Annotated in this window: 19 protein-coding genes; 17 read left to right on the forward strand and 2 right to left on the reverse strand. The window is 40.2% G+C overall.

Annotation, left to right across the window (positions count from 1 at the left end; translation table 11 throughout):
• The first annotated feature begins 14 nt into the window (after positions 1–14).
• From pilB to tsaD, 14 genes are all read left to right on the forward strand, one after another.
• Positions 15–1724, forward strand: coding sequence for a type IV-A pilus assembly ATPase PilB (pilB, locus tag ACYQ3A_RS07365; RefSeq protein ID WP_459896567.1), 1710 nt, complete (start codon positions 15–17; stop codon positions 1722–1724).
• A 1-nt stretch (position 1725) separates the two neighbouring features.
• On the forward strand, positions 1726–2064 hold the full coding sequence (locus ACYQ3A_RS07370; protein WP_459896568.1) for a DUF190 domain-containing protein: 339 nt from the start codon (positions 1726–1728) through the stop codon (positions 2062–2064).
• Between the two features lies 1 nt (position 2065).
• Positions 2066–2809, forward strand: coding sequence for a type I 3-dehydroquinate dehydratase (gene aroD, locus ACYQ3A_RS07375; protein WP_459896569.1), 744 nt, complete (start codon positions 2066–2068; stop codon positions 2807–2809).
• A gap of 9 nt (positions 2810–2818) precedes the next feature.
• Complete coding sequence (locus ACYQ3A_RS07380) at positions 2819–3637, forward strand: cytochrome C assembly family protein (RefSeq protein WP_459896571.1); 819 nt, start codon at positions 2819–2821, stop codon at positions 3635–3637.
• A gap of 2 nt (positions 3638–3639) precedes the next feature.
• Positions 3640–4911 (forward strand): glutamyl-tRNA reductase, encoded by a 1272-nt coding sequence (gene hemA / locus ACYQ3A_RS07385; RefSeq protein WP_459896572.1) that lies wholly within the window; start codon positions 3640–3642, stop codon positions 4909–4911.
• Positions 4912–4914: 3 nt separating this feature from the next.
• Complete coding sequence (gene hemC, locus ACYQ3A_RS07390; protein ID WP_459896573.1) at positions 4915–5841, forward strand: hydroxymethylbilane synthase; 927 nt, start codon at positions 4915–4917, stop codon at positions 5839–5841.
• On the forward strand, positions 5832–6584 hold the full coding sequence (locus ACYQ3A_RS07395) for a uroporphyrinogen-III synthase (RefSeq protein ID WP_459896575.1): 753 nt from the start codon (positions 5832–5834) through the stop codon (positions 6582–6584). Before hemC ends, ACYQ3A_RS07395 begins: the two co-directional genes overlap by 10 nt.
• Positions 6550–7548: a porphobilinogen synthase gene (hemB, locus tag ACYQ3A_RS07400; protein ID WP_459896577.1), complete on the forward strand. Its 999-nt coding sequence runs from the start codon at positions 6550–6552 to the stop codon at positions 7546–7548. The genes ACYQ3A_RS07395 and hemB overlap by 35 nt, the downstream gene beginning before the upstream one ends.
• Before the next feature lie 133 nt (positions 7549–7681).
• Positions 7682–7906: a 30S ribosomal protein S21 gene (rpsU, locus tag ACYQ3A_RS07405; protein WP_013638392.1), complete on the forward strand. Its 225-nt coding sequence runs from the start codon at positions 7682–7684 to the stop codon at positions 7904–7906.
• A gap of 23 nt (positions 7907–7929) precedes the next feature.
• Entirely contained in the window at positions 7930–8379 is a 450-nt protein-coding gene (locus ACYQ3A_RS07410) for a GatB/YqeY domain-containing protein (RefSeq protein WP_459896578.1), read from the forward strand.
• A gap of 82 nt (positions 8380–8461) precedes the next feature.
• Positions 8462–10732, forward strand: coding sequence for an endonuclease MutS2 (locus tag ACYQ3A_RS07415; protein ID WP_459896579.1), 2271 nt, complete (start codon positions 8462–8464; stop codon positions 10730–10732).
• A gap of 161 nt (positions 10733–10893) precedes the next feature.
• Positions 10894–12765 carry a DUF3857 domain-containing protein gene (locus ACYQ3A_RS07420; protein WP_459896580.1) on the forward strand — a complete coding sequence of 624 codons (1872 nt, stop codon included), beginning with the start codon at positions 10894–10896 and terminating at the stop codon, positions 12763–12765.
• The gene (locus ACYQ3A_RS07425) at positions 12762–13007 is read left to right on the forward strand and encodes a hypothetical protein (RefSeq protein WP_459896582.1); all 246 of its coding nucleotides are present in this window, start codon (positions 12762–12764) and stop codon (positions 13005–13007) included. The genes ACYQ3A_RS07420 and ACYQ3A_RS07425 overlap by 4 nt, the downstream gene beginning before the upstream one ends.
• Positions 13007–13984, forward strand: coding sequence for a tRNA (adenosine(37)-N6)-threonylcarbamoyltransferase complex transferase subunit TsaD (gene tsaD / locus ACYQ3A_RS07430; protein ID WP_459896583.1), 978 nt, complete (start codon positions 13007–13009; stop codon positions 13982–13984). The genes ACYQ3A_RS07425 and tsaD overlap by 1 nt, the downstream gene beginning before the upstream one ends.
• On the opposite strand, the gene ACYQ3A_RS07435 is transcribed toward tsaD, so the two are convergent.
• Together ACYQ3A_RS07435 and ACYQ3A_RS07440 are read right to left on the reverse strand one after the other, a co-directional pair.
• A complete protein-coding gene (locus ACYQ3A_RS07435; RefSeq protein WP_459896584.1) occupies positions 13981–16569 on the reverse strand; it encodes a BamA/OMP85 family outer membrane protein in 2589 nt (862 codons plus the stop codon). The genes tsaD and ACYQ3A_RS07435 overlap by 4 nt on opposite strands.
• Positions 16566–17489: a radical SAM protein gene (locus ACYQ3A_RS07440; protein ID WP_459896585.1), complete on the reverse strand. Its 924-nt coding sequence runs from the start codon at positions 17487–17489 to the stop codon at positions 16566–16568. The genes ACYQ3A_RS07435 and ACYQ3A_RS07440 overlap by 4 nt, the downstream gene beginning before the upstream one ends.
• A gap of 64 nt (positions 17490–17553) precedes the next feature.
• Between ACYQ3A_RS07440 and ACYQ3A_RS07445 the strand changes: the two genes are divergently transcribed.
• The 3 genes from ACYQ3A_RS07445 to ACYQ3A_RS07455 are packed head-to-tail and all read left to right on the forward strand — an operon-like array spanning position 17554 to position 21935.
• Positions 17554–19068, forward strand: coding sequence for a sodium:neurotransmitter symporter family protein (locus ACYQ3A_RS07445; RefSeq protein ID WP_459896586.1), 1515 nt, complete (start codon positions 17554–17556; stop codon positions 19066–19068).
• On the forward strand, positions 19065–19217 hold the full coding sequence (locus ACYQ3A_RS07450) for a hypothetical protein (protein ID WP_459896587.1): 153 nt from the start codon (positions 19065–19067) through the stop codon (positions 19215–19217). Before ACYQ3A_RS07445 ends, ACYQ3A_RS07450 begins: the two co-directional genes overlap by 4 nt.
• Positions 19218–21935 (forward strand): AAA family ATPase, encoded by a 2718-nt coding sequence (locus ACYQ3A_RS07455; protein WP_459896588.1) that lies wholly within the window; start codon positions 19218–19220, stop codon positions 21933–21935.
• Positions 21936–21944 lie beyond the last annotated feature (9 nt).

Raw genomic sequence — 21944 nt, forward strand, 5'->3', positions numbered from 1 at the left:
CTTAGGATCAAGGAATGAACAAAGCTGACGAGATAAAACTTAAAGAATTTATCGTAGAACGGCTGGGAATTCCCCAAAATTTGATAGAAAAAGGAAAAGAAGAGTGGCTTAAATATCTCATTGATTCAAAGGTTATTACAGAAGAAAAACTTCTTTCCCTTCTTTCAGAGTTTTTCGGGGTACCCTATGTTGATCTAAGAGAGGTTTCTATTTCCCCTGAAATTGTAAAAATTGTTCCAAGAGCAACTGCAGAAAAAGCTGTCCTTATTCCATTTGCAAAATCCGGTCCTACACTACGCTTAGCAATGGCAGATCCTTCCGATGTTCAGATTAGGGAGAGAGTTCGATTTTCAACCGGATACAGAATACAACCTTATGTTGCTTTACCTTTTAGAATTAAAGAGAAACTCCAGGAAGTTTATGGTAAGACTGAAGAGGAGTTTTTCTCAAGACTTAAAAGTGAATTTCTGAAAGAGAGTACTGAGAAGGAACTGGAAACTGAAGAGGTAGATACCAAATCAAATGTAATATCTCTCGATGACCTCAAACAGCTTGCAACACAAGCTCCAATAGTAAAACTGGTTAATGCAATTATTATAGAAGCACTAAGGAAAGGTGCCAGTGACATTCACGTCGAGCCTTTCGAAAAAGAACTCCGGATAAGATACAGGATTGATGGAGTTCTTCAGTTAGTTGCAAAATATCCAGTAGAGATAAAAGATGCTGTTACAGCAAGGTTTAAAGTGTTGAGTAATCTTGACATAGCTGAAAAGAGACTTCCTCAAGACGGAAGGATGAAAGTTAAGTTTAGAGGGAGGGAAATCGACTTCAGAGTTTCAACTGTTCCTACGATTTACGGGGAGAAAATTGTTCTAAGGATTCTCGATAGAGAGAGTTTGAAGCTTGACCTTTCTGAACTGGGACTGGAAGAACGGGAATATAAGCTTCTCGATAAAGCGATCCATTCTCCATACGGAATGGTTCTCGTAACAGGTCCAACCGGTTCTGGTAAAACCACAACGCTCTATTCTTCACTTCTTACGATAAACACTCCAGAAGTTAACATAATGACTGTTGAGGATCCTGTTGAATACAATCTTTACGGAATCAATCAAGTTCAGGTTAAACCAGAAATTGGGCTGACTTTTGCCAGAGTCCTGAGGGCTTTCCTGCGTCAGGATCCAGATGTCATAATGGTGGGAGAGATCCGTGATGTAGAAACTGCCGAAATAGCAATTGAAGCTGCTCTAACGGGACACCTTGTTCTTTCTACTCTACACACCAACGATGCTCCCAGCACAGTAACAAGACTTATTGACATGGGAATTGAGAACTTTCTGGTTTCTTCCTCAGTTATTCTGGTAATTGCCCAGAGGCTTGCAAGAAAGATATGTCCCCATTGTAAGGAACCACACCAGTATCCCCCTGAGGTTCTAAAAGAGGTTAGCTTTACAGATGAAGAGATTGCTGGTCTTCAAACTTTCAAAGGCAGAGGATGTGAAAAATGCGACTATACCGGTTACAAAGGTAGGGTGGCTATCTATGAAGTTATGGAGATGCTACCCGAAATAAGAGATGCTGTAATCAAAGGAAAAAACAGTGATGAAATAAGAGAAATTGCCAGAAGGTATGGTATGAGAACCCTAAGGGAAATTGGAAGAATTAAGATTGCCAAAGGAATAACAACACCAGAAGAAGTTCTTCGGGTTACAAGGAACTATTGATATGAAAGGGCTGGCAGGGAAGAGAAAGCTACTGAGAATATTCATCAGTCTTGAGGATAAGTTTGAAGGAAAACCCCTCTGGGAATACATACTGGAACTCGTTAAAGAGAACAACATTGCCGGAGCTACTGTTTTAAAAGCTGTTGCTGGAATAGGAAGTCACTCCGAGTTTAAAACTTTCTCGGTCTGGCGTCTTTCCCAAAACTTGCCAGTGGTTATTGAAATAATAGATAGAGAAGAAAAAATTAGGGAGTTTTTGAAAGTTCTTGATAGAATAATTGAAGAAGGACTTGTAGTCCTTGAAGACGTGGAAGTAATAGCCTACAGACACAGGAGCTAAGATGCAAATAGGAACTGTAGAGCTGGGTAGTATTCCAAGGGTGATCGTTGCACTGAACGACACAAGGCTGAAGGAGAACCTTGAGAAAGCGAGAGAGTTGAAAATTGACCTTATTGAAGCAAGAGTAGATCTACTAAGTGAAGTAAGTAGAGAATCTATCAAAAACTTTCTGGATCTGATAGCCGATTTTGGATTTTATACAGTATCAACTCTCAGACCAGACTGGGAAGGTGGTAAATTTAAGAAGAGCGAACATATAAGGCTTGAGCTTTTTAAAGAGATTGTAAAACACCCTGCTACAGGTGCTGTTGATGTTGAGCTCCGCTCCGAAATTTTGCCGGACATAAGGAATCTTGTTAGAGAAGAGCACAAAATTTTAATTGTCTCCTACCACGACTTTGAAAAGACACCAACAGAAAAGGAAATCGAAGAAATTTTCAATAGAGCTGTTGAATCAGGTGCTGACATAGTTAAACTGGCTTTCACTGGAAGGAAAAAAGAGGATGCAGCAAGAGTTTGCTGCACCTTGAGTAAATTCAACCATCCAAAAATCTTCATGGTAATGGGAGAAGAAGGAAAGTTTACAAGGGTAGTTGGATTCTCCTTCGGTTCACTTTTAACCTACACATTCTTTGGAAAACCTGTAGCTCCAGGACAGATAGAAGCTGAAAAACTCGTTAAACTGCTCTGTGAGTTTTACCCTGAGTTTGAGAAAGAAAAGGGTAAATTCTTAGATAAGGTATAATCTGTACCCATGAATATAGACAGCTTTGTATATACAACAGCTATTCTGTACATACTATCAGCGCTCCACTATTTGCTGTTTCTCATTCTAAGAAAAGACAAACTGGCAACAGTTGGCCTCTACGGAGCAAGAATTGGTTTTCTGACGAACCTGATATCAGTTATCCTTTTCATAGGAACAGGCGGAGGATCGTCCCTTTTTACAGAAAGGGGAGCATTTCTGCTTCTCGGGATCAGTGTCGTTTCCGTCTTTCTTTACTTCTCAACAAAACACAAACTCTCAATATCCGGGGCATTTCTCATGCCCTGGGCTGCAGTTTCTTTAATTGTCGCCTCTATCACTTCAGGAATCCCCAAAAACATTTTCCCTGTTGGAACAGCAGGAGTTATTCATATAATTTCAGCTTTCTTAGGATATAGTGCTTTTATCTTCTCAGCCGTTATCTCCCTCCTATATCTCATATTTGACAGACATCTGAAGAAAAAGAAGTTTTCTGTCTTCTATCATAAACTTCCTTCCCTTTCCCTACTTGAATCCACTGTATATCACTCCTTAGCGGTGGGATTCATGTTCATAACCCTCTCAATGTTCTCAGGAGCGATCTGGTCAGAGCAGGTATTCGGTTCCTACTGGTCATGGCATCCCAAACAGGTAGCAACCCTCATTACCTGGTTTATCTATGCCGGAATTATCCACCTTTACATTTATAGTAACTGGAGAGGGAAACGACTTTGCTATATGTCAATGCTCGGATTTCTGCTAATAATGTTAAACTTTGTAGGGATAAATTTCTTTTCCTCCAAGGACGTCCACTCATTTAAGGGGTAGAGATGGGAGAACTCAAACTATGCTGTCTGGGGGTGAGCCACAAAACGGCTCCGGTTGAAGTAAGAGAAAAATACTCATTTAAAGGGGAGGAACTGGAAACCTCTCTCCTGCAGCTCAACGCGCTTCCCTCTGTTGAAGAATGTATGATCCTATCAACCTGCAACCGGGTTGAAATCTACTTCACCTCAAGGGCTTCCAATCCCTTCAAGGAAGTCTACGACTTCCTCACAGAAAATAAATCCGCCACTGTAGAGGAAATCAATCAGTTTTTCTACAAAAAGGAACAAAAAGAAGCTGTAAGGCACGGTTTTTATGTTGCGTCCAGTCTTGATTCAATGGTGGTTGGAGAGCCTCAAATCGTTGGTCAATTTAAAGATGCATTCTCAACAGCCAAGGATCTCGGAACTATCGGAACTGTAATGTGCCGATTCTGCGAAACCGCTTTTAAGGTTTCAAAGAGAGTAAGGACAGAGACAGGGATTTCAAAGAATGCAGTTTCTATCAGTTTTGCTGCGGTTGAGCTGGCAAAGAAGATATTTGGAACCCTCTCAGGAAAGAGGGTCGCAATCATAGGTGCCGGGGAGATGGCAGAGCTCGCTGTAAAGCACCTCATCTCTAACGGAGTGTCCGAGGTTTTTGTTGTCAACAGAACCTTCGAAAGGGCAGTCAAACTGGCAGAGGAATTTGGAGGTAAACCATTTCCTCTTACGGAGCTCAGTACGGTACTTCAGATGGCAGATATCGTTATAAGTTCTACAGGAGCTCCGGGCTACGTCCTTACTCCGGAAAACGTGATTCCGGCAGTTGAGAAGAGGAAAAACAATCCTATGTTCCTCATAGACATTGCAGTTCCGAGGGATATCGATCCAGCTCTTAATGAGGTAGAAGAACTTTACGTTTACGATATTGACGATCTCAACGAGGTTGTAAAAGCAAACATAGAGGAAAGGCTAAGAGCTGCAGAGATTGCAAAGGAGATAATTGAAGAGTACGTAAACAGGTTTATCAAGTGGTTAAGAGAACTGGAGATTGCTCCACTGATAGCAGAGTTGAAAGAAAAAGCCGAAGCTATCAGAAAGGCTGAACTTCAGAAGAGATTGTCGAAACTCAACCTGACGCCCGAACAGGCGCAGGAAATAGACAACCTGACAAGAATTATCATAAACAAGCTCCTCCACGAACCTATTACAAGCGTAAAGAAAAAGGCCGCAGAAGAAGAAAGACATCAGGTTGTTCAGATATTCAGGGAAATTTTCGGACTTGGAAAGGAGTAGAAAATGAAAATAAGAATAGGAACAAGAAAAAGTAAGTTGGCCCTCTGGCAGTCTGAGTGGGTAAAAGAGCAAATAGAGAAGAAATTCCCAGAGGTTGAAGTTGAGCTCGTCAAAATAACAACGAAAGGGGACAAAATTTTGGACGTTCCACTTGCAAAGATTGGAGACAAAGGACTCTTTACAAAAGAAATAGAAGATGCAATGCTGAGAGGAGAAGTTGATATAGCTGTTCACAGTCTGAAAGACGTTCCAAGCAAACTTCCTGAAGGGTTAAAACTCATAGCATTTTCAGATAGAGAAGATCCAAGGGATGCGCTACTCTCCTGCGGAAAATATACACTCGATACGCTTCCAGAGGGAGCAGTTGTTGGAACAAGCTCTCTCAGAAGGAAAGCTCAACTCAGAATTTTGCGTCCAGACCTTGAGATAAGAGACCTAAGAGGAAACGTTGATACGAGAATTAGAAAACTCAAAGAAGGACAGTACGATGCAATAATCCTTGCAGCAGCAGGAGTAAAAAGACTTGGCTGGGGAAATGAAATCGATGAAATCCTTTCTCCAGACAAAATGATTCCCTCAGTTTCTCAGGGAATTCTTGGGATCGAAGGAAGAGAAAATGATGAAGAGATAGAAAAGATTGTCAAGGAAGCGATAAACTCGAGAGAGTCAGAAATAGCTGCAACAGTTGAAAGGGCCTTCTTGAGAACTGTTGAAGGTGGCTGTCAGGTTCCCCTTGGCTGTTACGCAGAAGTTAAAGGAGATACTATCCATGTAAGGGCTTTCATTGCAGACCTGAATGGAAAGTTCTTTTACAAAGAGGAAGGTGTCTTCCCGATAGAAAATCCCGAAGAAGTTGGAGTTGGAATAGCCGAAAGGCTTCTCTCTGCAGGCGGAAAGAGAATTCTTGATGAGCTGATGAAATGCCAGTAAGGGTATTCTTTTCAGCAGAACTGAAAGAAAACCAGAAAGATATTCTCAGAAAGGCAGGCTTTGAGCCTGTCTCAATTCCTCTTATAAAAACTATTCCTGTTGAGTTTTCAACAGAAGAAGTTTTAGCTTTTTCACCCAATTTTGTGATTATTTCCAGCAAGAACGGAGTCAAACATTTCTTTTCAAGGATTCCTCCCGAAAAACTTAAAAGTTCAAGGTTTATCGCTGTTGGAAGCTCAACTGCAAAAAAGCTTGAAGAGTTAGGTATTGAACCTCTGATTCCTGAAAACTTCAGCGGTGAAGGACTTGTAGAGCTCCTCAAAACTATAGACTTAACAAGCAAAAAATTCCTTATTGTAAGGCCTAAGGTTGCCAGAAAAGTTGTTTCAGAATTCCTGAGAGAGAAGGGAGCAGAAGTAAAAGAGGTCATTGTCTATGAAACCGTAACAAACGAGGATGCCAGAGAAGAATTAATCAGAGAGATTGTAAAGGGCTTTGACATATTGGCGTTTACGAGTCCCTCAACATTTAAGTCATTTCAAAAACTCTCCGGCGAAAAGGGAAAGGGAATTCTAAGCAAAGGAAAAATAATTCCCATAGGCCATGTAACCCAGAAAGCAATAGAGAAAGAGGGATTCAAGGTCTGGAAAGTTCCATCAAACTACACTATCGATGGCATTGTAAATTTAATTCTTCAGGGAGGCAGTGATGCTGACAGGGAAATTTCCGGAACTGAGGCTTAGAAGATTAAGAAAGAACGAAAACATCAGAAGGATGGTCAGGGAAACCCATCTCTCTGTTGATGATTTTATATATCCTCTCTTCATCGTTGAAGGAAAAGGAGTAAAAGAAGAAATTCCATCAATGCCTGGACAGTACAGGTATTCAATTGATAGGGTTGTTGAGGAAGTTCAGGAAGTTAAGGAGCTCGGTATTCCAGCCGTGATCCTCTTTGGAATTCCCGGCCATAAGGATGAGCTCGGTACAGATTCCTATTCAGAGGAAGGAATCATTCAGAGAGCTTTGAGGGCTATAAAGAAAGAAGTACCAGACATGTATGTTATTACAGATGTGTGCTTCTGTGAGTACACATCCCATGGCCACTGTGGTTACTTGAAGTGTCATGGAGAGACTTGCGACGTTGACAATGATAAAACCTTAGAGCTCCTGAAAAAGCAGGTCGTTTCCCACGCACAGGCTGGAGCTGATATGGTTGCACCTTCTGGGATGATGGATGGAATGATAAAAGCAATTAGAGAAGCCCTTGATTCAGCAGGATTCACAGATATTCCAATAATGTCCTATGCTGCCAAGTACGCTTCAGCTTACTATGGTCCTTTTAGAGACGCAGCAGAATCTACTCCTGCCTTTGGGGATAGACGCTCTTATCAGATGGATCCTGCCAACTCTGATGAAGCCCTAAGGGAAGTTGCCCTTGACATTCAGGAAGGCGCAGACATTGTAATGGTCAAGCCAGCCCTCTCCTACATGGACATCATAAGAAGGGTTAAGGAGATATTCAAATATCCAGTTGCAGCCTACAACGTAAGCGGTGAATACTCAATGGTAAAAGCTGCAGCCATGAAAGGCTGGATAGACGAAAAGAGGATCGTTCTCGAAACACTTCTGTCAATGAAAAGAGCAGGTGCAGACCTCATTCTTACTTACCATGCTAAGGATGCAGCAAGATGGTTAAAAGAAGGTTAGTCGATTTCCTCTTTTGAGAAAAATGCCCTTAACCTTCCCTATTTCCTCGGAAGGTTAAGAAGAAACTTGCAATTCTTCCTTTTGAGGAATATAATTCGGCAACGAAAACCAAAATAAAAGGAGGCGATGCTTAATGGCAACAGTTTACGTCCGCGATGGAGAGCCATTTGAAAAAGCATTGAAGAGGTTCAAGAAACTCTGCGAAAAGGAAGGAATCCTTACAGAAATCAAGAGAAGAGAGTACTACGAAAAGCCAAGCGAGAAGAGAAAAAGAAAGGCAATGGCTGCAAGGAAGAGACTCATCAAGGCTCTCAAGAAACGCGGTCTTCTTCCACCAAAAGGCAAGAAGAAAAAGTAATACGAGGTTAATAGAGGTAATTAATGGGACTGAAAGCGCAGCTCCTTCAGGATATGAAAGAGGCTATGAGAGCCAAGGATAAAGTAAGGCTCTCTACGATCAGAATGATTAACTCTCTGATAAAGAACGCTGAAATTGAGAAGAGAGGAGAGCTCACAGACGACGAGATCATCCAGCTCCTCATGAAGTACGCAAAGCAGAGAAAAGAAGCCATTGAGATGTACGAAAAGGGTGGAAGGCAGGATCTGGTAGAGAAAGAGAAGGCTGAATTGGCTGTAGTTGAGTCTTATCTTCCAAAGCAGATGAGCGAAGAGGAGATAAGAGAGCTCGTTAAGGAAGCCATCGAAGCTACAGGAGCTTCTTCACCGAAAGATATCGGAAAAGTGATGCAACACATTATGCCCAAAGTCAAAGGTAGAGCTGACGGCTCTGTTGTTAATAAAATCGTTAGAGAGATGCTTGCAAACGGCTGATGATTTTGTATAATAGATATTGGATGGATAATAATCGTGGTACTTCCACTCCTTTGGGTAATTGGAGGGGGTATTTATACTAATGTTCAAAGGAGTGGGGTACCACTTAGAATTCAACAAAATTCTTAAAGCTACTTCTGAACTCGCAAAAAGCGAGCCAGGTAAATCTGCAACGTTGTCGCTTGTTCCACTTACAAAAAGAGAAGAGGTCGAACGAAATCTCCGGATAACAGATACTCTGGTTAAACTTTTATCGGAAAAACAACTTCCCTTAGAGTCCTTTCCTGATATCTCAAAAACGATAAATAAACTTTCTGTTGAAGGTGCTATCTTAAGCGTCGAAGAACTTGTATCGATTTTAAAAGTTATAAGACAATCCTCCATCTTGAAGAACTTCTTCTCCAGTTTGGATGAGCGGTTTTCACGGATCAAATACTTCGGGGAAAGGCTTTCCAGATTTGAAGGGTTGAGAGAAGTCCTTGAAAGGTCGATAGACGATACAGGAGAGATCCTTGATACCGCTTCACCAAGGCTCAAAAGTATAAGGAAAAACATCAGAGTAACCACCTCACGGATAAGAGAAAAGCTGGAATCTCTGGTAAACCGCTACGAAGACCTCTGTCCAGACAGGATAGTAACCGAAAGAGAAGGACGTTACGTCATCTTGGTAAAACCTCACTTTAGAAAGAAATTCTCAGGAATAGTCCATGATCGATCCTCATCGGGTCAGACACTTTACGTTGAACCAGCTTCTGTCATTGAAGATAACAATAGATTGAGGGAGCTAAAAGCTGAAGAAAAAGAAGAGATAAAGAGGATTCTGATTGAACTCTCCTGGAAAGTGAGTGAAAGGAGAGAGGAACTACTAACGAGTTTCAGAACCCTCATTGAGCTTGACAGGCGCTATGCAACTGCACTTCTCTCTCTGAAACTGAAAGGCACTCTTCCTGACTTCTCTGAAGAGATAGACCTAAAAGAGGCAAAGCACCCTTTAATACTCCTTTCCGAAAAAGAAGTAGTTCCCGTTGATATAAAGCTAAAGAGTGGACTTGTTATAACAGGTCCCAACACAGGTGGAAAAACAGTTACTCTTAAAACCGTTGGACTTCTCTCAATGATGGCACAGTCTGGGTTCCTCATTCCTGTCAGTGAAGGAAGCAAACTGAGACTCTTTAAGAGGTGGATGGCAGATATTGGCGATGAGCAGAGCATCGAACAGAGCCTTTCAACCTTCAGTGCTCACGTCAAGAACATCTCTGAAATTCTAAGGGAAGCTGATAAGGATTCCCTTGTTCTTCTTGACGAGCTGGGAGCCGGAACAGACCCGATAGAGGGTTCAACCCTTGCAATCGGAATCCTCAAATATTTAAAAGAAAAGAACGCAAAGGTTATAGCAACAACCCACTTCACGCCTGTTAAACTCTTTGCCTACAAGGATGACTATTACGATGTTGCCTCAGTAATGTTTGATGAAGAAACCTTAAAGCCCCTCTACAAACTTGCCTACGGAATAATTGGAAGAAGTTACGCCCTTGAGATTGCAAGAAGGTATGGAATGCCCGAAGAGGTTATTGAAACCGCAAGGTCTCTCATGACGGCAGAAGACAGACTTGCCGAGGACATAATAGCTGCCCTTGAGAAGGAATACAGGAAACTGACAGAAGAGAAAGAAGCCGTTGAAAAGCTAAAAGAGGCATTGAAGAAAAAAGAAGAGGAGCTCCAGAATAGAGAAAAGGAACTCAAGGAAAAATCGGCAAGAGAAATTGAAAAATTCATAGAGGAATTAAAGAAAAAGAGCGAAGAAGTCTTCAAAAAGGCAAAATCTGAAAAAGCAAAACAGGAAATAAGGCAGATCGTAATTACCGCAAAGAACAGAGCTGAAGCCCTCACAGAAATCAAAGAGGTAAGAGAAGTCAAGCCCGGTGATACTGTAAAGCTTCTCAAGTCTGGAAGGAAAGGAAAAGTCCTTGAAGTCGATAAAGAGAGAAAAGTGGCAAAGGTTTTGGTTGGTGGCTTGAAGGTAGACGTTAAGCTTTCTCAGATTGAGCCAGTTGAAGAGACAGTAAAGCAGGAGGAGATTGTAAAGGTCAACGTAAAGAAACCATCAACGTTTTTCCCTGAGCTTAAGCTCCTTGGAATGAGGGGAGAAGAAGCTCTCGCAGCGGTTGAACAGTTCTTAGACGATGCAAATCTTGTTGGAATAAAGAGGGTCAAGATTGTCCACGGCTATGGAACAGGAATCCTGAAAAGGCTTGTAAGAGAGTATCTAAAAGAGTCTCCTTACGTCAAAAGCTTCAGACCTGGAAAAATTGAAGAGGGTGGAGATGGCGTAACGATTGTTGAACTGAAATAAATTAGAGTACTACACAAAGTAGAAAAAAGAAGAGCTAAAAAATGTAGAATTGAAGCAAGAATTTTCTTATATCTTTAAATTAGCAGAAAAAGTAAACGTTGGAGTTATCTCAACTCTTGCAAAGGAGTTATTTGAAAAGCCGGAATAAGAGGAGGCTAACAATGAAGCAACTTCTAACCGCCGTTTTAACTATTGTCTTATTCCCAATTCAGGTTTTAGCGTCAACCTACGGAGCAGAAATCCTCTACGATCACTCATCCGTCAAGTTTTTCCCGGACGGAAGGAAAATCCGGAGAGAAGAAAGGGCAGTTAAAATCCTTGACAAGAAGGGAATTAAGGACTTTGGAGAGATAGTTATTCCATTTTCGTCTGAACACCAAAAACTGAGAATTCTCTATGCTTATACAGTTTTGCCTGATGGTAAAGTAGTGAAACCCGACAAAAAGGCTTTTAACATTGTATATCCTCCGTTTGTATCAGAAGCTCCAATCTATTCAGACCTGAAATATCAGACCATTTCTATGCCTGCCGTAACTAAAGGAGCAGTGATAAAGTACGCCTTTGAGCTGGAAACAGTAAAGCCTTACATGGAAGACCAGTTCTGGAGCACAAACTATTTCCAGGACAAATATCCTGTTAAAGAAGCCACGTTTAAAGCTTACATTCCTGAAGACAAGTACTACAGGTACAAAGAGTACAACATGACAGAAAAGCCTGAAATAAAAAAAGAGAACGGTTATATTGTTCTCAGCTGGAAATTGACTGACGTTCCTCCCATAGAGAGAGAACCCAACATGCCGCCCATGGGAGAGTTAGCAAAGAAGGTTGTAATCACTTCTCTCAAAAACTGGGATCAGGTTGCCAAATGGTACTCAGATCTTGCGAAGGAAGCCCTTGAACCTGACGAAACAATTGTAGAAACCGTTAAAAAGATAACTGCTGGGAAAAAGACGCAAGAAGAGAAGATAAGAGCCATCTACAACTTTGTCGCACAGAACATAAGGTACGTGGGGATGGAGTTTGGAATAAACGGTTACAAACCCCATAAAGCCACTGAAGTCTTAAAGAGCAGATATGGAGACTGTAAAGATCATGCCACTCTCCTGATAGCAATGCTTAAAGTCATAGGTATGAAAGGGTACCCGGTTCTGATACCTACACTTAGTGCTCCCAACATGGATCCTGAAGTTCCTGTTCCAACTGCATTCAACCACGAAATAGCAGCCATAAAGACAGAGAATGGTTTTCTCTATATGGATACAACTTCAGACAATACTCCTTTTACGTATCTTCCAGCGGGAGATCAAGGAAGGAGAGTTTTAGTTGTTGATGTGGAAAAAGAGAAAGGAATTGTTTCTAAAACTCCCGTTGCCCCACCAGAAAAGAACGTTGAAGGATTCGAAGGAGAATTTAAGCTATCACCTTTCGGAAAACTCACCGGCAACTTCAAATTCATTTACAAAGGAGTTTACAGCAGTTTTGAGAGAAGTAGACTTCTATCTTCAACCTCAGATTCAATCAAAAGACACGTTGATGAACTTGCATCAAAAATTTCTCCCGGATTTGACGTGGAAAAGTTCGCTCTCTCAAACTACAAAGATCTGAACGTTCCAGATGTATGGATTGAAGTCGATGGCGAAGACATGAACTATGGAACTCTTACCTCTCACTTTCTCCTTGCAAAGTTTCCTACACCGGATTACAGCAGGGTAGTCTCCCTTGTTGCTTCGAAGGAAAGGAAATATCCTTACGTTGTCGGCTACATGATGTCGAAAAAATCAAATGTAGAACTGAAACTTCCAGAAGGGTTTGAACTATACCTGAAACCTGAAAACTTCTACTTTAAAAACAGAGTTGGTTCTCTTGAAATCAAGTGGAAAGTTGATGGTAGAACCCTAAGGTTTTCCTCTAAAATGGTTCTCAACAAAAACGTAGTTCCTCCCGAGGAATACAGGGATCTGAGAGAACTGTTCAACACTACAGTTAAAACATTAAGAAACCAGATAGTTGTTCTAAAGAGGAAAAAGCAATGAGAGAAAAGGATTTAACAACAAAGCTTGTAGAGAACTTAGAGAGAATTCCTGAAGTTAAAAGAGTGGAGATAGTTCCTGTCTGTGAAATTTACATAGATACCTGTTTGAAAGTGGTAGTTAAAGACAATTCCAAAGAGACAAGAATGAAAGTAGCTAATGCAATAACAGAAGTTGCAATAGAAGAGCAGGAAAGACTGGGAAAATACCCAGAGATCTATTGGGATGTGGAGGTTGAGCCTTAATGATAGTTCTTGGAATAGATACTTCCTGCGATGATACCTCTATAGCAGTCTATGATGGCAGAGAAAACAAGGTCCTCTCCAACATCGTCTCCTCCCAGTACCAGTTTCATCAGGAATTTGGAGGAGTTGTTCCTGAAATTGCAGCAAGAAAACATGCCGAGAACATAGATATAGTTTTTAATGAAGCTTTGAAAGTTGCAGGTGTAACAGCTGAGGATGTAGAACTTGTTGCCGTAACAAGAACTCCCGGACTTCTTCCGGCCCTGCTGGTGGGACTCACATTTGGAAAGGGAATAGCCTGCTGGAAGGGTATTCCTCTAAAGGGTGTTCACCACATAGAAGCCCATATTTTTTCCTCATTCATAGGAACGTTACCACAATTCCCTTTTCTCTCTCTGATAGTAAGCGGAGGTCATACTCTGATCGTTCTTGTGGAGAGTTTTGGAAAGTACAGAATCATTGGAAAAACTTTAGATGATGCTGTTGGAGAGGCTTACGACAAAGTAGCAAAGATGCTTGGACTGGGTTATCCGGGTGGTCCTGTAATAGACAGAATTTACAAAAACTATGACGGAGATTTTCTGCTTCTTCCAAAACCAAAGGTTCCTGATTTCAACTTCAGTTTTAGTGGATTAAAGACTGCAGTTAGAAGATTGATAGAGAAAGGTTACGTTTGTGAGCAAATAGCTGCATCTTTTCAGAAAACTGCAATGGAATATCTGATTGAAAAGCTTAAAAGAGCAATTAGAGAATTTCAGGTCAAACGGGTGGCAATTGCTGGAGGGGTATCTGCCAATTCCTTTTTAAGACAAAATTTAAAGAAAATGGAAATTGAAGAAGGTCTGGAGATCTTCTTACCTGAAATGGAATTTACTTCTGACAACGGGGCAATGGTTGCATACACAGGTTATAGAAAGTTTCTGATAGAAGGAGGAGATAGCCTGGATATAAACGCAGTTGCAAGAAGCTCTCTTTAGAACGGGAAGCCAAAGGATATGTGGATTCTTCCTTTTCCCTGCCCAGGAATTTTTTTCAGCTTATATCCATAGTCAAACCTGAGGGGACCTACTGGAGTTATGTACCTCAAACCAAAACCTACAGAAGAGTACCAGTCTGATAGATTGAGTTTAAAATCTTTAGTTCGTGGAAAAACATTACCAGAATCGTAGAAAATGGCAAATTGAAGATTTTTCTTAAAGTTAAACCTCTCCTCTACGCTCAAGACACCATAGGCATTACCACCTATAAAGTTTCCCTTTTCATCCATAGGAGAAATGGTTCCGTACTTGTAGCCTCTAACACTTTCAGCTCCACCAAGGTAAAAACGATCTTGTATAGGAATGCTGCTACCTCTTATTGGTTCCATTATTCCTATTCCAGCTCTCAGTGCAACAACAGATTTTCTAAACAGAGGTAGCAAATAAAGGGCTTTTAGCTTAGTCATGTAGTAGTCGGTATTTCCTCCTAACACCCATCCAGACAAGGAAAACTTGAGTCCTATCATGTATCCTTTTGAAGGATTAGAGACATTGTTTCTCCTGTCGTAGATTTGAGCGTAATAGATAGTTCTTTTTACAAAGTTTTTTTCAGTCTTGATGGAAGTTTCTGTAACTTTTTCCCTTGCAACTTCCATTCCCCATGTCTGCTTCAGGTACTTTAATCTTGAACGACTAATTGCAAAGTTGTAGATAATCCTATCAGTTGTAAAACTTTCATAGATCTGCTCTTTTTTTACAATAGCATAGGAAATCTCATAATCCTTAGAAGGAAAGGCTGGTTTTGTTAAACGCAATACAGCATCATAACCTTCTTTTTGTCTATAGTTTCCGAAAAGAGAATACTTAATTCCAAGTCCTAAAGGAGATGTACTTGACAAAAGTCCATTCAATACGTACCCAGAATCCGTACCATAACCGGCAAAACCCTTAATGTGAAGTCTTTGTCCTTCTCTCGGCATTATTATTTCACTGATACATCCATCTGTTTTAAAACTATCAATATTAACCTTTGAAAAGAGACGACTTTCTGATAGGATAGTGTACTGTTCCACCACTTTTTTTCTGGAATAGATCTCTCCAGGTCTTAAAATGAACAGATTTTTAACAGTTTTTAAACGAGTTCTCTTTAAACCATCCACAAGAACATAACCGAACCTGCATCTTTTATCAGGGCTGACTGAAATCATTAAGTGAACAGAATTTTTCTCTTCATTTTCTTCTATTCTTTCTTCTATTTTCACAGAAGCGCTTGGATAGCCTTTTTCAACATAACACGTCAGCAGTTGTTCCTTTAACTTTTCAGCAACTTTTTTAGAATAGGGAATAGGAAGTTTCAATTTCAACTTCCTATAACAGGAAATTACATCTCCGGATATAGAAAAACTTTCAATCATATATTTCTTTCCTGGCACTACCTTTAAGATAAGGGTTCCTTCTTTTAGTTGGTAAAGTACCTTTACATCTTTATAACCTTTTTTCATCAGCTCAAGCTTTATACCAGTAACAACCCGATTTATCTTCTCCAAGGAAAAAGGTTTTCCCAAAAGGAGTTTTATTTCGGGTATTTCAAAGCTTTCAGGAATGGCTTTAACATCCTTGACAACTACATATTTCCCTTCGTTTATGACAAATGTCAAAACAGCTTTTTTCTCTTTTTCTTCTGTTTCAGCAGTTACCTTTACGTAGGGATAGCCATTATTTTTGTAGAAGTTTTCTATGTTTTCAACTGAATTTTCAATTTCAAACTCATCTACCGATTTTGCAGTTTTGAAAGTTAAAAGCTTTTTAAGTTCTTCTGTTGAGAAATTCCTATTGCCTTTAAATCTGATTTCGTACTGTTTTCCAGGTTTTACTTTAATAAAAAGCACTACAGATTTCTTTTCTTCGATGAAGTATCTTTTTTCTTTTATCGGAATTAGAGAATACTTGATAGAGATGTTATAGTATCCTTTTTCCACAAAAAAATCTTCCACCTTTTCTACAGCAGATTTTATCCTGTTGATATTTACCGGTTCCCTGTAGAAGCCATGAAAGATCTCTTTCACAAACGGTTTAAACTCATCTGGAGCAACAATCTCAATCTTATTCACAACAAATAGAGGACCCGTATTAACTTCAACTGTGAGAATATAACCAGTAGGAGTTGCTTCTTTTAAAAACTCAACTTCACAAGAACGATAACCGAGAGAACGGAGCTTTAGAAGGAGCAGTTGCCTGACGTTCTCAAGGAGCTCCTTGCTCAACCTTTTCTTCAGAAGGATAATCCTGATGGTCTCGAGAGAATCGGATATCTCTTCCGGGACTCCTTTTAAAATCACCTTCCTGATAGTTTCACAGCTCTCGACAAAGATCTTATCCCCTTTTACAGAAGTTTTGTATCCAAGGTAGTTGAGGAGAGAGGAGGTAACTTCCATACAGTCTGTGAATTTACACAGTTCCTGAGACTGTTTCTCAATCTGTTTAATAAGAGACTTTTCAAGGTAGACATTTTTATCAGTAACAATTTCCAGAGAAAAAGCGTGTAAAGGCAACAAGATAAGTAAAAGAAAAAGTAACTTCCTCATACTTTACCTTTTATATAGGGTGTGCTTCCAAAGAATATCTCTTCTACCTTTTTTTCCTGAAGAAGCTCCTCAACAACTCTTTCAGCTTCCTCATCAAGAATTCCAAGAGCTGATGCAATCTCATCGACAGGACAGGGACGCCTTGTAACAAGGTTGTATATCTCTTTTTTTATCTCTGAAATCGGCATTTTCTTTCTTTTGGCTTTGGAATGAGCAATGATCTCTGTCGCAGGGTAACCGACCTTTTCCTTTATTCTTTCCAGCTCTTCAAAACTCAAACCTCTAACATCGTAAGCCGGTGGTCTTGCAACTGTATTGAGCTGCCACCTATGGGGTTTTAACCTATGAATTACCTCTCCAAGTTTCTCAATCTCCTCTTCAGTATCATTTACCCCTTTTACAAAAAGGGTCTCTATCCAGACCTCTGAAGTTCTCATTTTGATAAGCTTTTCTATACCTTCAATTACCATTTCAGTGGTTAAACCAGAAACAGGTCTGTTGATCTTCTCAAAAACTTCCTGAGTTACGGCGTCAAGTGAAGGAAGAACCACATCCACTTTTTTTATCTCCTCAAGAACTTCATCCCTGTGGAGAAGCGAACCATTGGTAAGAAGAGCAAGTTTGTATGGATAGTTTGCTTTGATGTAATTCACCAGTTCTCCAAGCCTTGAAAAGAGAGTTGGCTCTCCGTATCCAGAAAAAGTTATGTAATCAATATCAGGTTCATAACTTAAAAATTCTTCCAGTTCTGCCTTTACTGCATCAAAAGGAACGTATTCCGCTCTCTTTAACGTTTTTTCTGTAGTTTTTCCAACTTCACAGTAGAGACAATCCATACTGCAGACCTTATGTGGAACCAGATCAACCCCAAGAGATAATCCCAGACGTCTTGAAAAAACTGGACCGAAAACGTATTTCATAAATTCCTCCTGGTGATAAAATAGATATTTCAAAATTTATACAAAATTTCGTGCGGAGAACGAAATGACTGGAACTCCGAAGTTTAGAGAGCAGTGGAGTACAAAGCTCGGACTTATCCTTGCAATGGCTGGAAATGCTGTAGGACTTGGTAATTTTCTAAGATTTCCCACACAGGCAGCGGAAAATGGTGGCGGTGCTTTTATGATTCCTTACATGATTGCCATGCTACTGATTGCCATACCCCTAATGTGGACCGAATGGGCAATAGGGAGATATGGAGGAGCAAAAGGACACGGAGCAACCCCTGGAATCTTCAAGTTCCTCTGGAAAAATCCCATTTCAAAGTACATTGGAGTCCTTGGACTCTTTGTCCCATTCGTTGTCCTCTGCTACTACATTTACATTGAATCGTGGACCCTCGGCTACGCAATTTTTTCTCTATTCGGAGTGCTTCCCCATCCAGATCCATCTTTACCTCAGGATCAGTACCTGAAACCGTTTGCTGATTTTTTAAGCTGGTACACAAAACCATCCTTTGTAGCTTATTTCTTCTTTTTGATTACTATGGCTTTTAACGCTTTTATTCTCTACAAAGGAATAAGTGGAGGTATTGAAAAGTTTGCAAAAGTCGCAATACCGACGCTATTCATCCTTGCAACTATTCTGATGATAAGGGTAATTCTGATAGAAACACCTAACGGAACAGCCGTTCAGGGATTAGACTTTCTCTGGCATCCAGATTTCTCCCAGCTTCTTAATCCACAGGTATGGCTTGCTGCCGCAGGGCAGGTTTTCTTTACGCTGAGTCTTGGCTTTGGAGCAATTATCACTTACGCTTCCTACATTAAAAAAGATGATGATATTGTTGCTTCAGGTCTTTCATCGGCTTCATTAAACGAACTTGCAGAAGTCATTCTTGGAGGCTCAATAGCGATTCCTGCTGCTGTTGCCTTCTTTGGAGTTATGAATGCTCAGAACGTCGCTGAAAGTGGAGCTTTCAACCTTGCATTTGTAAGTCTGCCAGCAATCTTTTCGAACCTTACTGGAGGAGGTATCTTGGGATTCTTCTGGTTTTTCCTCCTCTTTTTTGCTGGAGCAACTTCATCTGTTGCAATAAGCATGCCGGTTATTACTTTCTTTCAAGATGAATTTAGATTGAGTAGAAAAGTTGCAGTAACAGCGACAGTTATCTTTACCTTTTTAGTAGCACAGCTACCTATTTTTCTGCCAAAAGCTCTGGACGAAATGGATTTCTGGGCAGGAACCTTTTTTGTAGTTCTCTTTGCACTGCTTGAAGTTGTAGTCTTCTTCTGGCTATTTGAAAGTAAAAAAGCATGGGAAGAAATCAACAGAGGAGGACTATTTAGAGTTCCCCGTTTTTACTATTACGTCCTTAAGTTCGTAACACCTATTGCACTCTTCCTTATACTTGTTGCGTGGAGTATTGAAATACTTCCGAAAGTTCTGATCACAACAAGCATGGAAGCCTGGATAGCAAGGATTGTAATGATCTTCATCCTCTTCCTTCTGTTATTTATGGTTTATCTTGCTAATAAAAGGAATGGAGATACAGCATGAAAGGGGATTCTCTTCTCTTTATGGCCTTTTCCTGGATGGTAATCGTTGGGTTTGTTGTTTTCTGTTTTACGGTTATATTGAGGGAAGGAGAGCAAAAGAAGGAAAGAACAGAAAAGGATTTTGATTTTGAGAGAAAGGAAATCACTTAGATGATCAGACTGAGAAGTCTGAAATTAGAGGGTTTTCTGTCACACAGACAGACCGAACTGGAATTTGACGACGAAGCCTATGTAATCTTAGGGGAAAACGCCTCTGGGAAAACTTCGATCCTGAGAGGTATCTTCTTTGCCCTCTTTGGAAAGGATTTCTCCTCAGATAAACTGGAAAGGATTGTCAACAGAGAAAGTAACAAGCTTTCAGTTTCACTTTCTTTTATCCACAGAGGAAACCTCTACACAATAAATAGAAAATTTTCTGCCATTAGAAAGAAAAGCGAAGCAGAACTGGAAAAGAACGGTAAACTCCATGCTGCAGGCGTAAGAAATGTTAACGATTTCATAGAGAAAGAGCTCGGTCTTGATCCAAACATCTTCAGAAACACAGTTTACATTCCACAGGGAGAGATTCTGACTCTCTTTGAAATAGCAAGAAAGGAAAAGAGACAGATACTGAACAGGCTTTTAGGGCTGGAAGAGATTGGACAGAAACACGAAAAAGTGAAAGTCTTTATCAGCAGAATGAAAACCCTGAGAGAAAGCCTTCTTGAGAGACAGAGGAGCTTTCAGGAGCTCGAGTCAGAAGTGAAAGAGCTGGAAAGGGAAATTGAAGGAACAGAAACGAAACTGAAAAAACTGGAAAAAGAATACCAGAAGGAAAAAGAGCTCCTTGAAAGTCAGGAAAAGCTCTACAAGAGATATCTGGAAAAGAGAGAGGAGTTTAAACGGTTAACAGAGACTCTTGGAAGAGTTGAAGAACACCTTAAAAACTCCTCTAAGGAAATAGAAAGGCTAAATCGAAAGATAGGAGAGATTGAGAAACAGAAAACTTTGATTCCCCAGATGGAAAAGGAAATAAAGACTCTTAAACCCTTGAAACAGATAAGGTCAATCGTTGACAGGATAAACGAAAAGCGACTCGACAAAAAGGAAGTAGAAGCAAAATTGAGAGAATTGGAAAGTGTAGAAAAAGAAATAAAAGAACTTGAAGAAAAACTGCCGGAGCTTAAGAAGTCTTGTGGTGAACTTCAGGCTTTTCTAAAAGAAAAGATCAAAGAGTTAAAAGAGACAGAAAAACAACTCAAAGAAACGAAAGAAACCGAAAGGATTTATAAAGAACTCCAGATTAAACTCTCAGAAAGGGAAAGGTTTCTCAATTCCTTAGAAAAGGAGATAGAAAAGCTGATCCATCCAGCAGATCCTGAAAGTCTGAGAGAAAAGAGAGAAGAAATTCTGAAGGAAACCGAGAAAGTTGAAAGCGAAATTGTACTTCTGAAAAGCAAAATAAAAGAAGCTGAGGAAAGGATCAGGATTCTCAAAGCTTGTGAGAATCCCAACTGTCCAGTCTGCGGATCCTCTATGGACAAAGAAGAAAAGGAAAAAGTACTTCTACAGAGTGAAGAGGAGATAAGGATAGGAACGGTAACTCTAAAAAATCTTGAAGCTAAAAAAGCGGAACTCAAAAAACTTTTTAACTCTCTTGAAAAGAAGCTCCAGGAATCACTTCAGATAGAAGAAAGGAGAGAACAACTTGGAAGAGATAGAGAAAAGACACTATTAGAGATTGAAAACTTAAAAGATTCGCTGAAAAACCTTCACTTTGATCCCGAAAATCTGAAAAAGATTGAAGAGTTCTTCACCTCTCTGAGAGAACAGGTTGTAGCAGCTGAGGAGAGAGAGAAAGGTTTCCTGAAAGAAATAAATGAGGTAGAAACAAAACTTAAGAACCTTTCCAGCAGATTTAACAGTGGGGAAAAAGAAAAGCTCCTGAAAAAGTTGGAAGAACTTAGAAACGAAATAGAAACTCTTCTGAATGAAATAAAGCTTATAAAAGATGTCAATAACCTTTCTGTCTCCTCTGCAAAAAAGGTTGAAGAAGAAATATCAAGGCTTGAAAGGATAAAAGAAAAGCTCAACAAAATTCAGGGAGAGGTAGAGAACCTTGATTTCTACCATGATGAAAAGAGAAAAAAAGAGGAAATGATCAAAAACTTGAATGATGAAATTTCCAGATTGAAAGAGAAAATTGAGCAACTCGGGTATAGTGAAGAGGAGTTCTTAACCGTAGAAAAGACCTATCAGAAGCAAAAGGAGAAAGTTGAGCTCCTACAGAAAGAGCTCTCTAAGGAATCGGGCAAACTGGAAACCCTGAAAAAGCAACTCCATGTAGACCTTGAAAAGTTAAAGAGAAAAGAAAATGATCTCAAACTTCTTGGAAAAGTAGAGGACTCAATTAGGATAGTCAATGCAATTGCACAAGCGATACATCCAGAAAAGGGTTTTCTCCAGAAGGTAAGGAGATCCCTCCTTCCTCGAATTACCATCTACTGCAAGGAGTTCTTTGATGAGTTTGACTTTGAATTTGGAGACATTGACATATCTGAAGACCTGACCGTAACCTTTGGTATCCCTGGAAAGGGAACGATGCAGGTTGAGGAGTTTTCAGGGGGTCAGCAGATAGCTTTTGCCCTTTCTTTGAGATTTGCAATGGCCCGCTATTTTGCACAGAATTTTGAGCTTCTTATACTTGACGAGCCAACAATTCACCTTGACCAGCAAAGGCGTCAAAGCTTAACAGACCTTCTCATAAAACTTAAAGCGAAGATACCCCAGATGATAATTGTTACCCATGATCCAGAGCTGGAGGTTGTTGGAGATAGGGTTATAAAGGTCAGGAATGTAAACGGAATTTCTGAGGTTACAGTTGAATAAAGGAGGTAT

Source organism: Desulfurobacterium crinifex (genome assembly GCF_054656775.1).

Coding starts and splice junctions, on each gene's coding strand:
- pilB (WP_459896567.1), top strand. CDS start 15: ATGAACAAAGCTGACGAGATAAAACTTAAAGAATTTATCGTAGAACGG.
- ACYQ3A_RS07370 (WP_459896568.1), top strand. CDS start 1,726: ATGAAAGGGCTGGCAGGGAAGAGAAAGCTACTGAGAATATTCATCAGT.
- aroD (WP_459896569.1), top strand. CDS start 2,066: ATGCAAATAGGAACTGTAGAGCTGGGTAGTATTCCAAGGGTGATCGTT.
- ACYQ3A_RS07380 (WP_459896571.1), top strand. CDS start 2,819: ATGAATATAGACAGCTTTGTATATACAACAGCTATTCTGTACATACTA.
- hemA (WP_459896572.1), top strand. CDS start 3,640: ATGGGAGAACTCAAACTATGCTGTCTGGGGGTGAGCCACAAAACGGCT.
- hemC (WP_459896573.1), top strand. CDS start 4,915: ATGAAAATAAGAATAGGAACAAGAAAAAGTAAGTTGGCCCTCTGGCAG.
- ACYQ3A_RS07395 (WP_459896575.1), top strand. CDS start 5,832: ATGCCAGTAAGGGTATTCTTTTCAGCAGAACTGAAAGAAAACCAGAAA.
- hemB (WP_459896577.1), top strand. CDS start 6,550: ATGCTGACAGGGAAATTTCCGGAACTGAGGCTTAGAAGATTAAGAAAG.
- rpsU (WP_013638392.1), top strand. CDS start 7,682: ATGGCAACAGTTTACGTCCGCGATGGAGAGCCATTTGAAAAAGCATTG.
- ACYQ3A_RS07410 (WP_459896578.1), top strand. CDS start 7,930: ATGGGACTGAAAGCGCAGCTCCTTCAGGATATGAAAGAGGCTATGAGA.
- ACYQ3A_RS07415 (WP_459896579.1), top strand. CDS start 8,462: ATGTTCAAAGGAGTGGGGTACCACTTAGAATTCAACAAAATTCTTAAA.
- ACYQ3A_RS07420 (WP_459896580.1), top strand. CDS start 10,894: ATGAAGCAACTTCTAACCGCCGTTTTAACTATTGTCTTATTCCCAATT.
- ACYQ3A_RS07425 (WP_459896582.1), top strand. CDS start 12,762: ATGAGAGAAAAGGATTTAACAACAAAGCTTGTAGAGAACTTAGAGAGA.
- tsaD (WP_459896583.1), top strand. CDS start 13,007: ATGATAGTTCTTGGAATAGATACTTCCTGCGATGATACCTCTATAGCA.
- ACYQ3A_RS07435 (WP_459896584.1), bottom strand. CDS start 16,569: ATGAGGAAGTTACTTTTTCTTTTACTTATCTTGTTGCCTTTACACGCT.
- ACYQ3A_RS07440 (WP_459896585.1), bottom strand. CDS start 17,489: ATGAAATACGTTTTCGGTCCAGTTTTTTCAAGACGTCTGGGATTATCT.
- ACYQ3A_RS07445 (WP_459896586.1), top strand. CDS start 17,554: ATGACTGGAACTCCGAAGTTTAGAGAGCAGTGGAGTACAAAGCTCGGA.
- ACYQ3A_RS07450 (WP_459896587.1), top strand. CDS start 19,065: ATGAAAGGGGATTCTCTTCTCTTTATGGCCTTTTCCTGGATGGTAATC.
- ACYQ3A_RS07455 (WP_459896588.1), top strand. CDS start 19,218: ATGATCAGACTGAGAAGTCTGAAATTAGAGGGTTTTCTGTCACACAGA.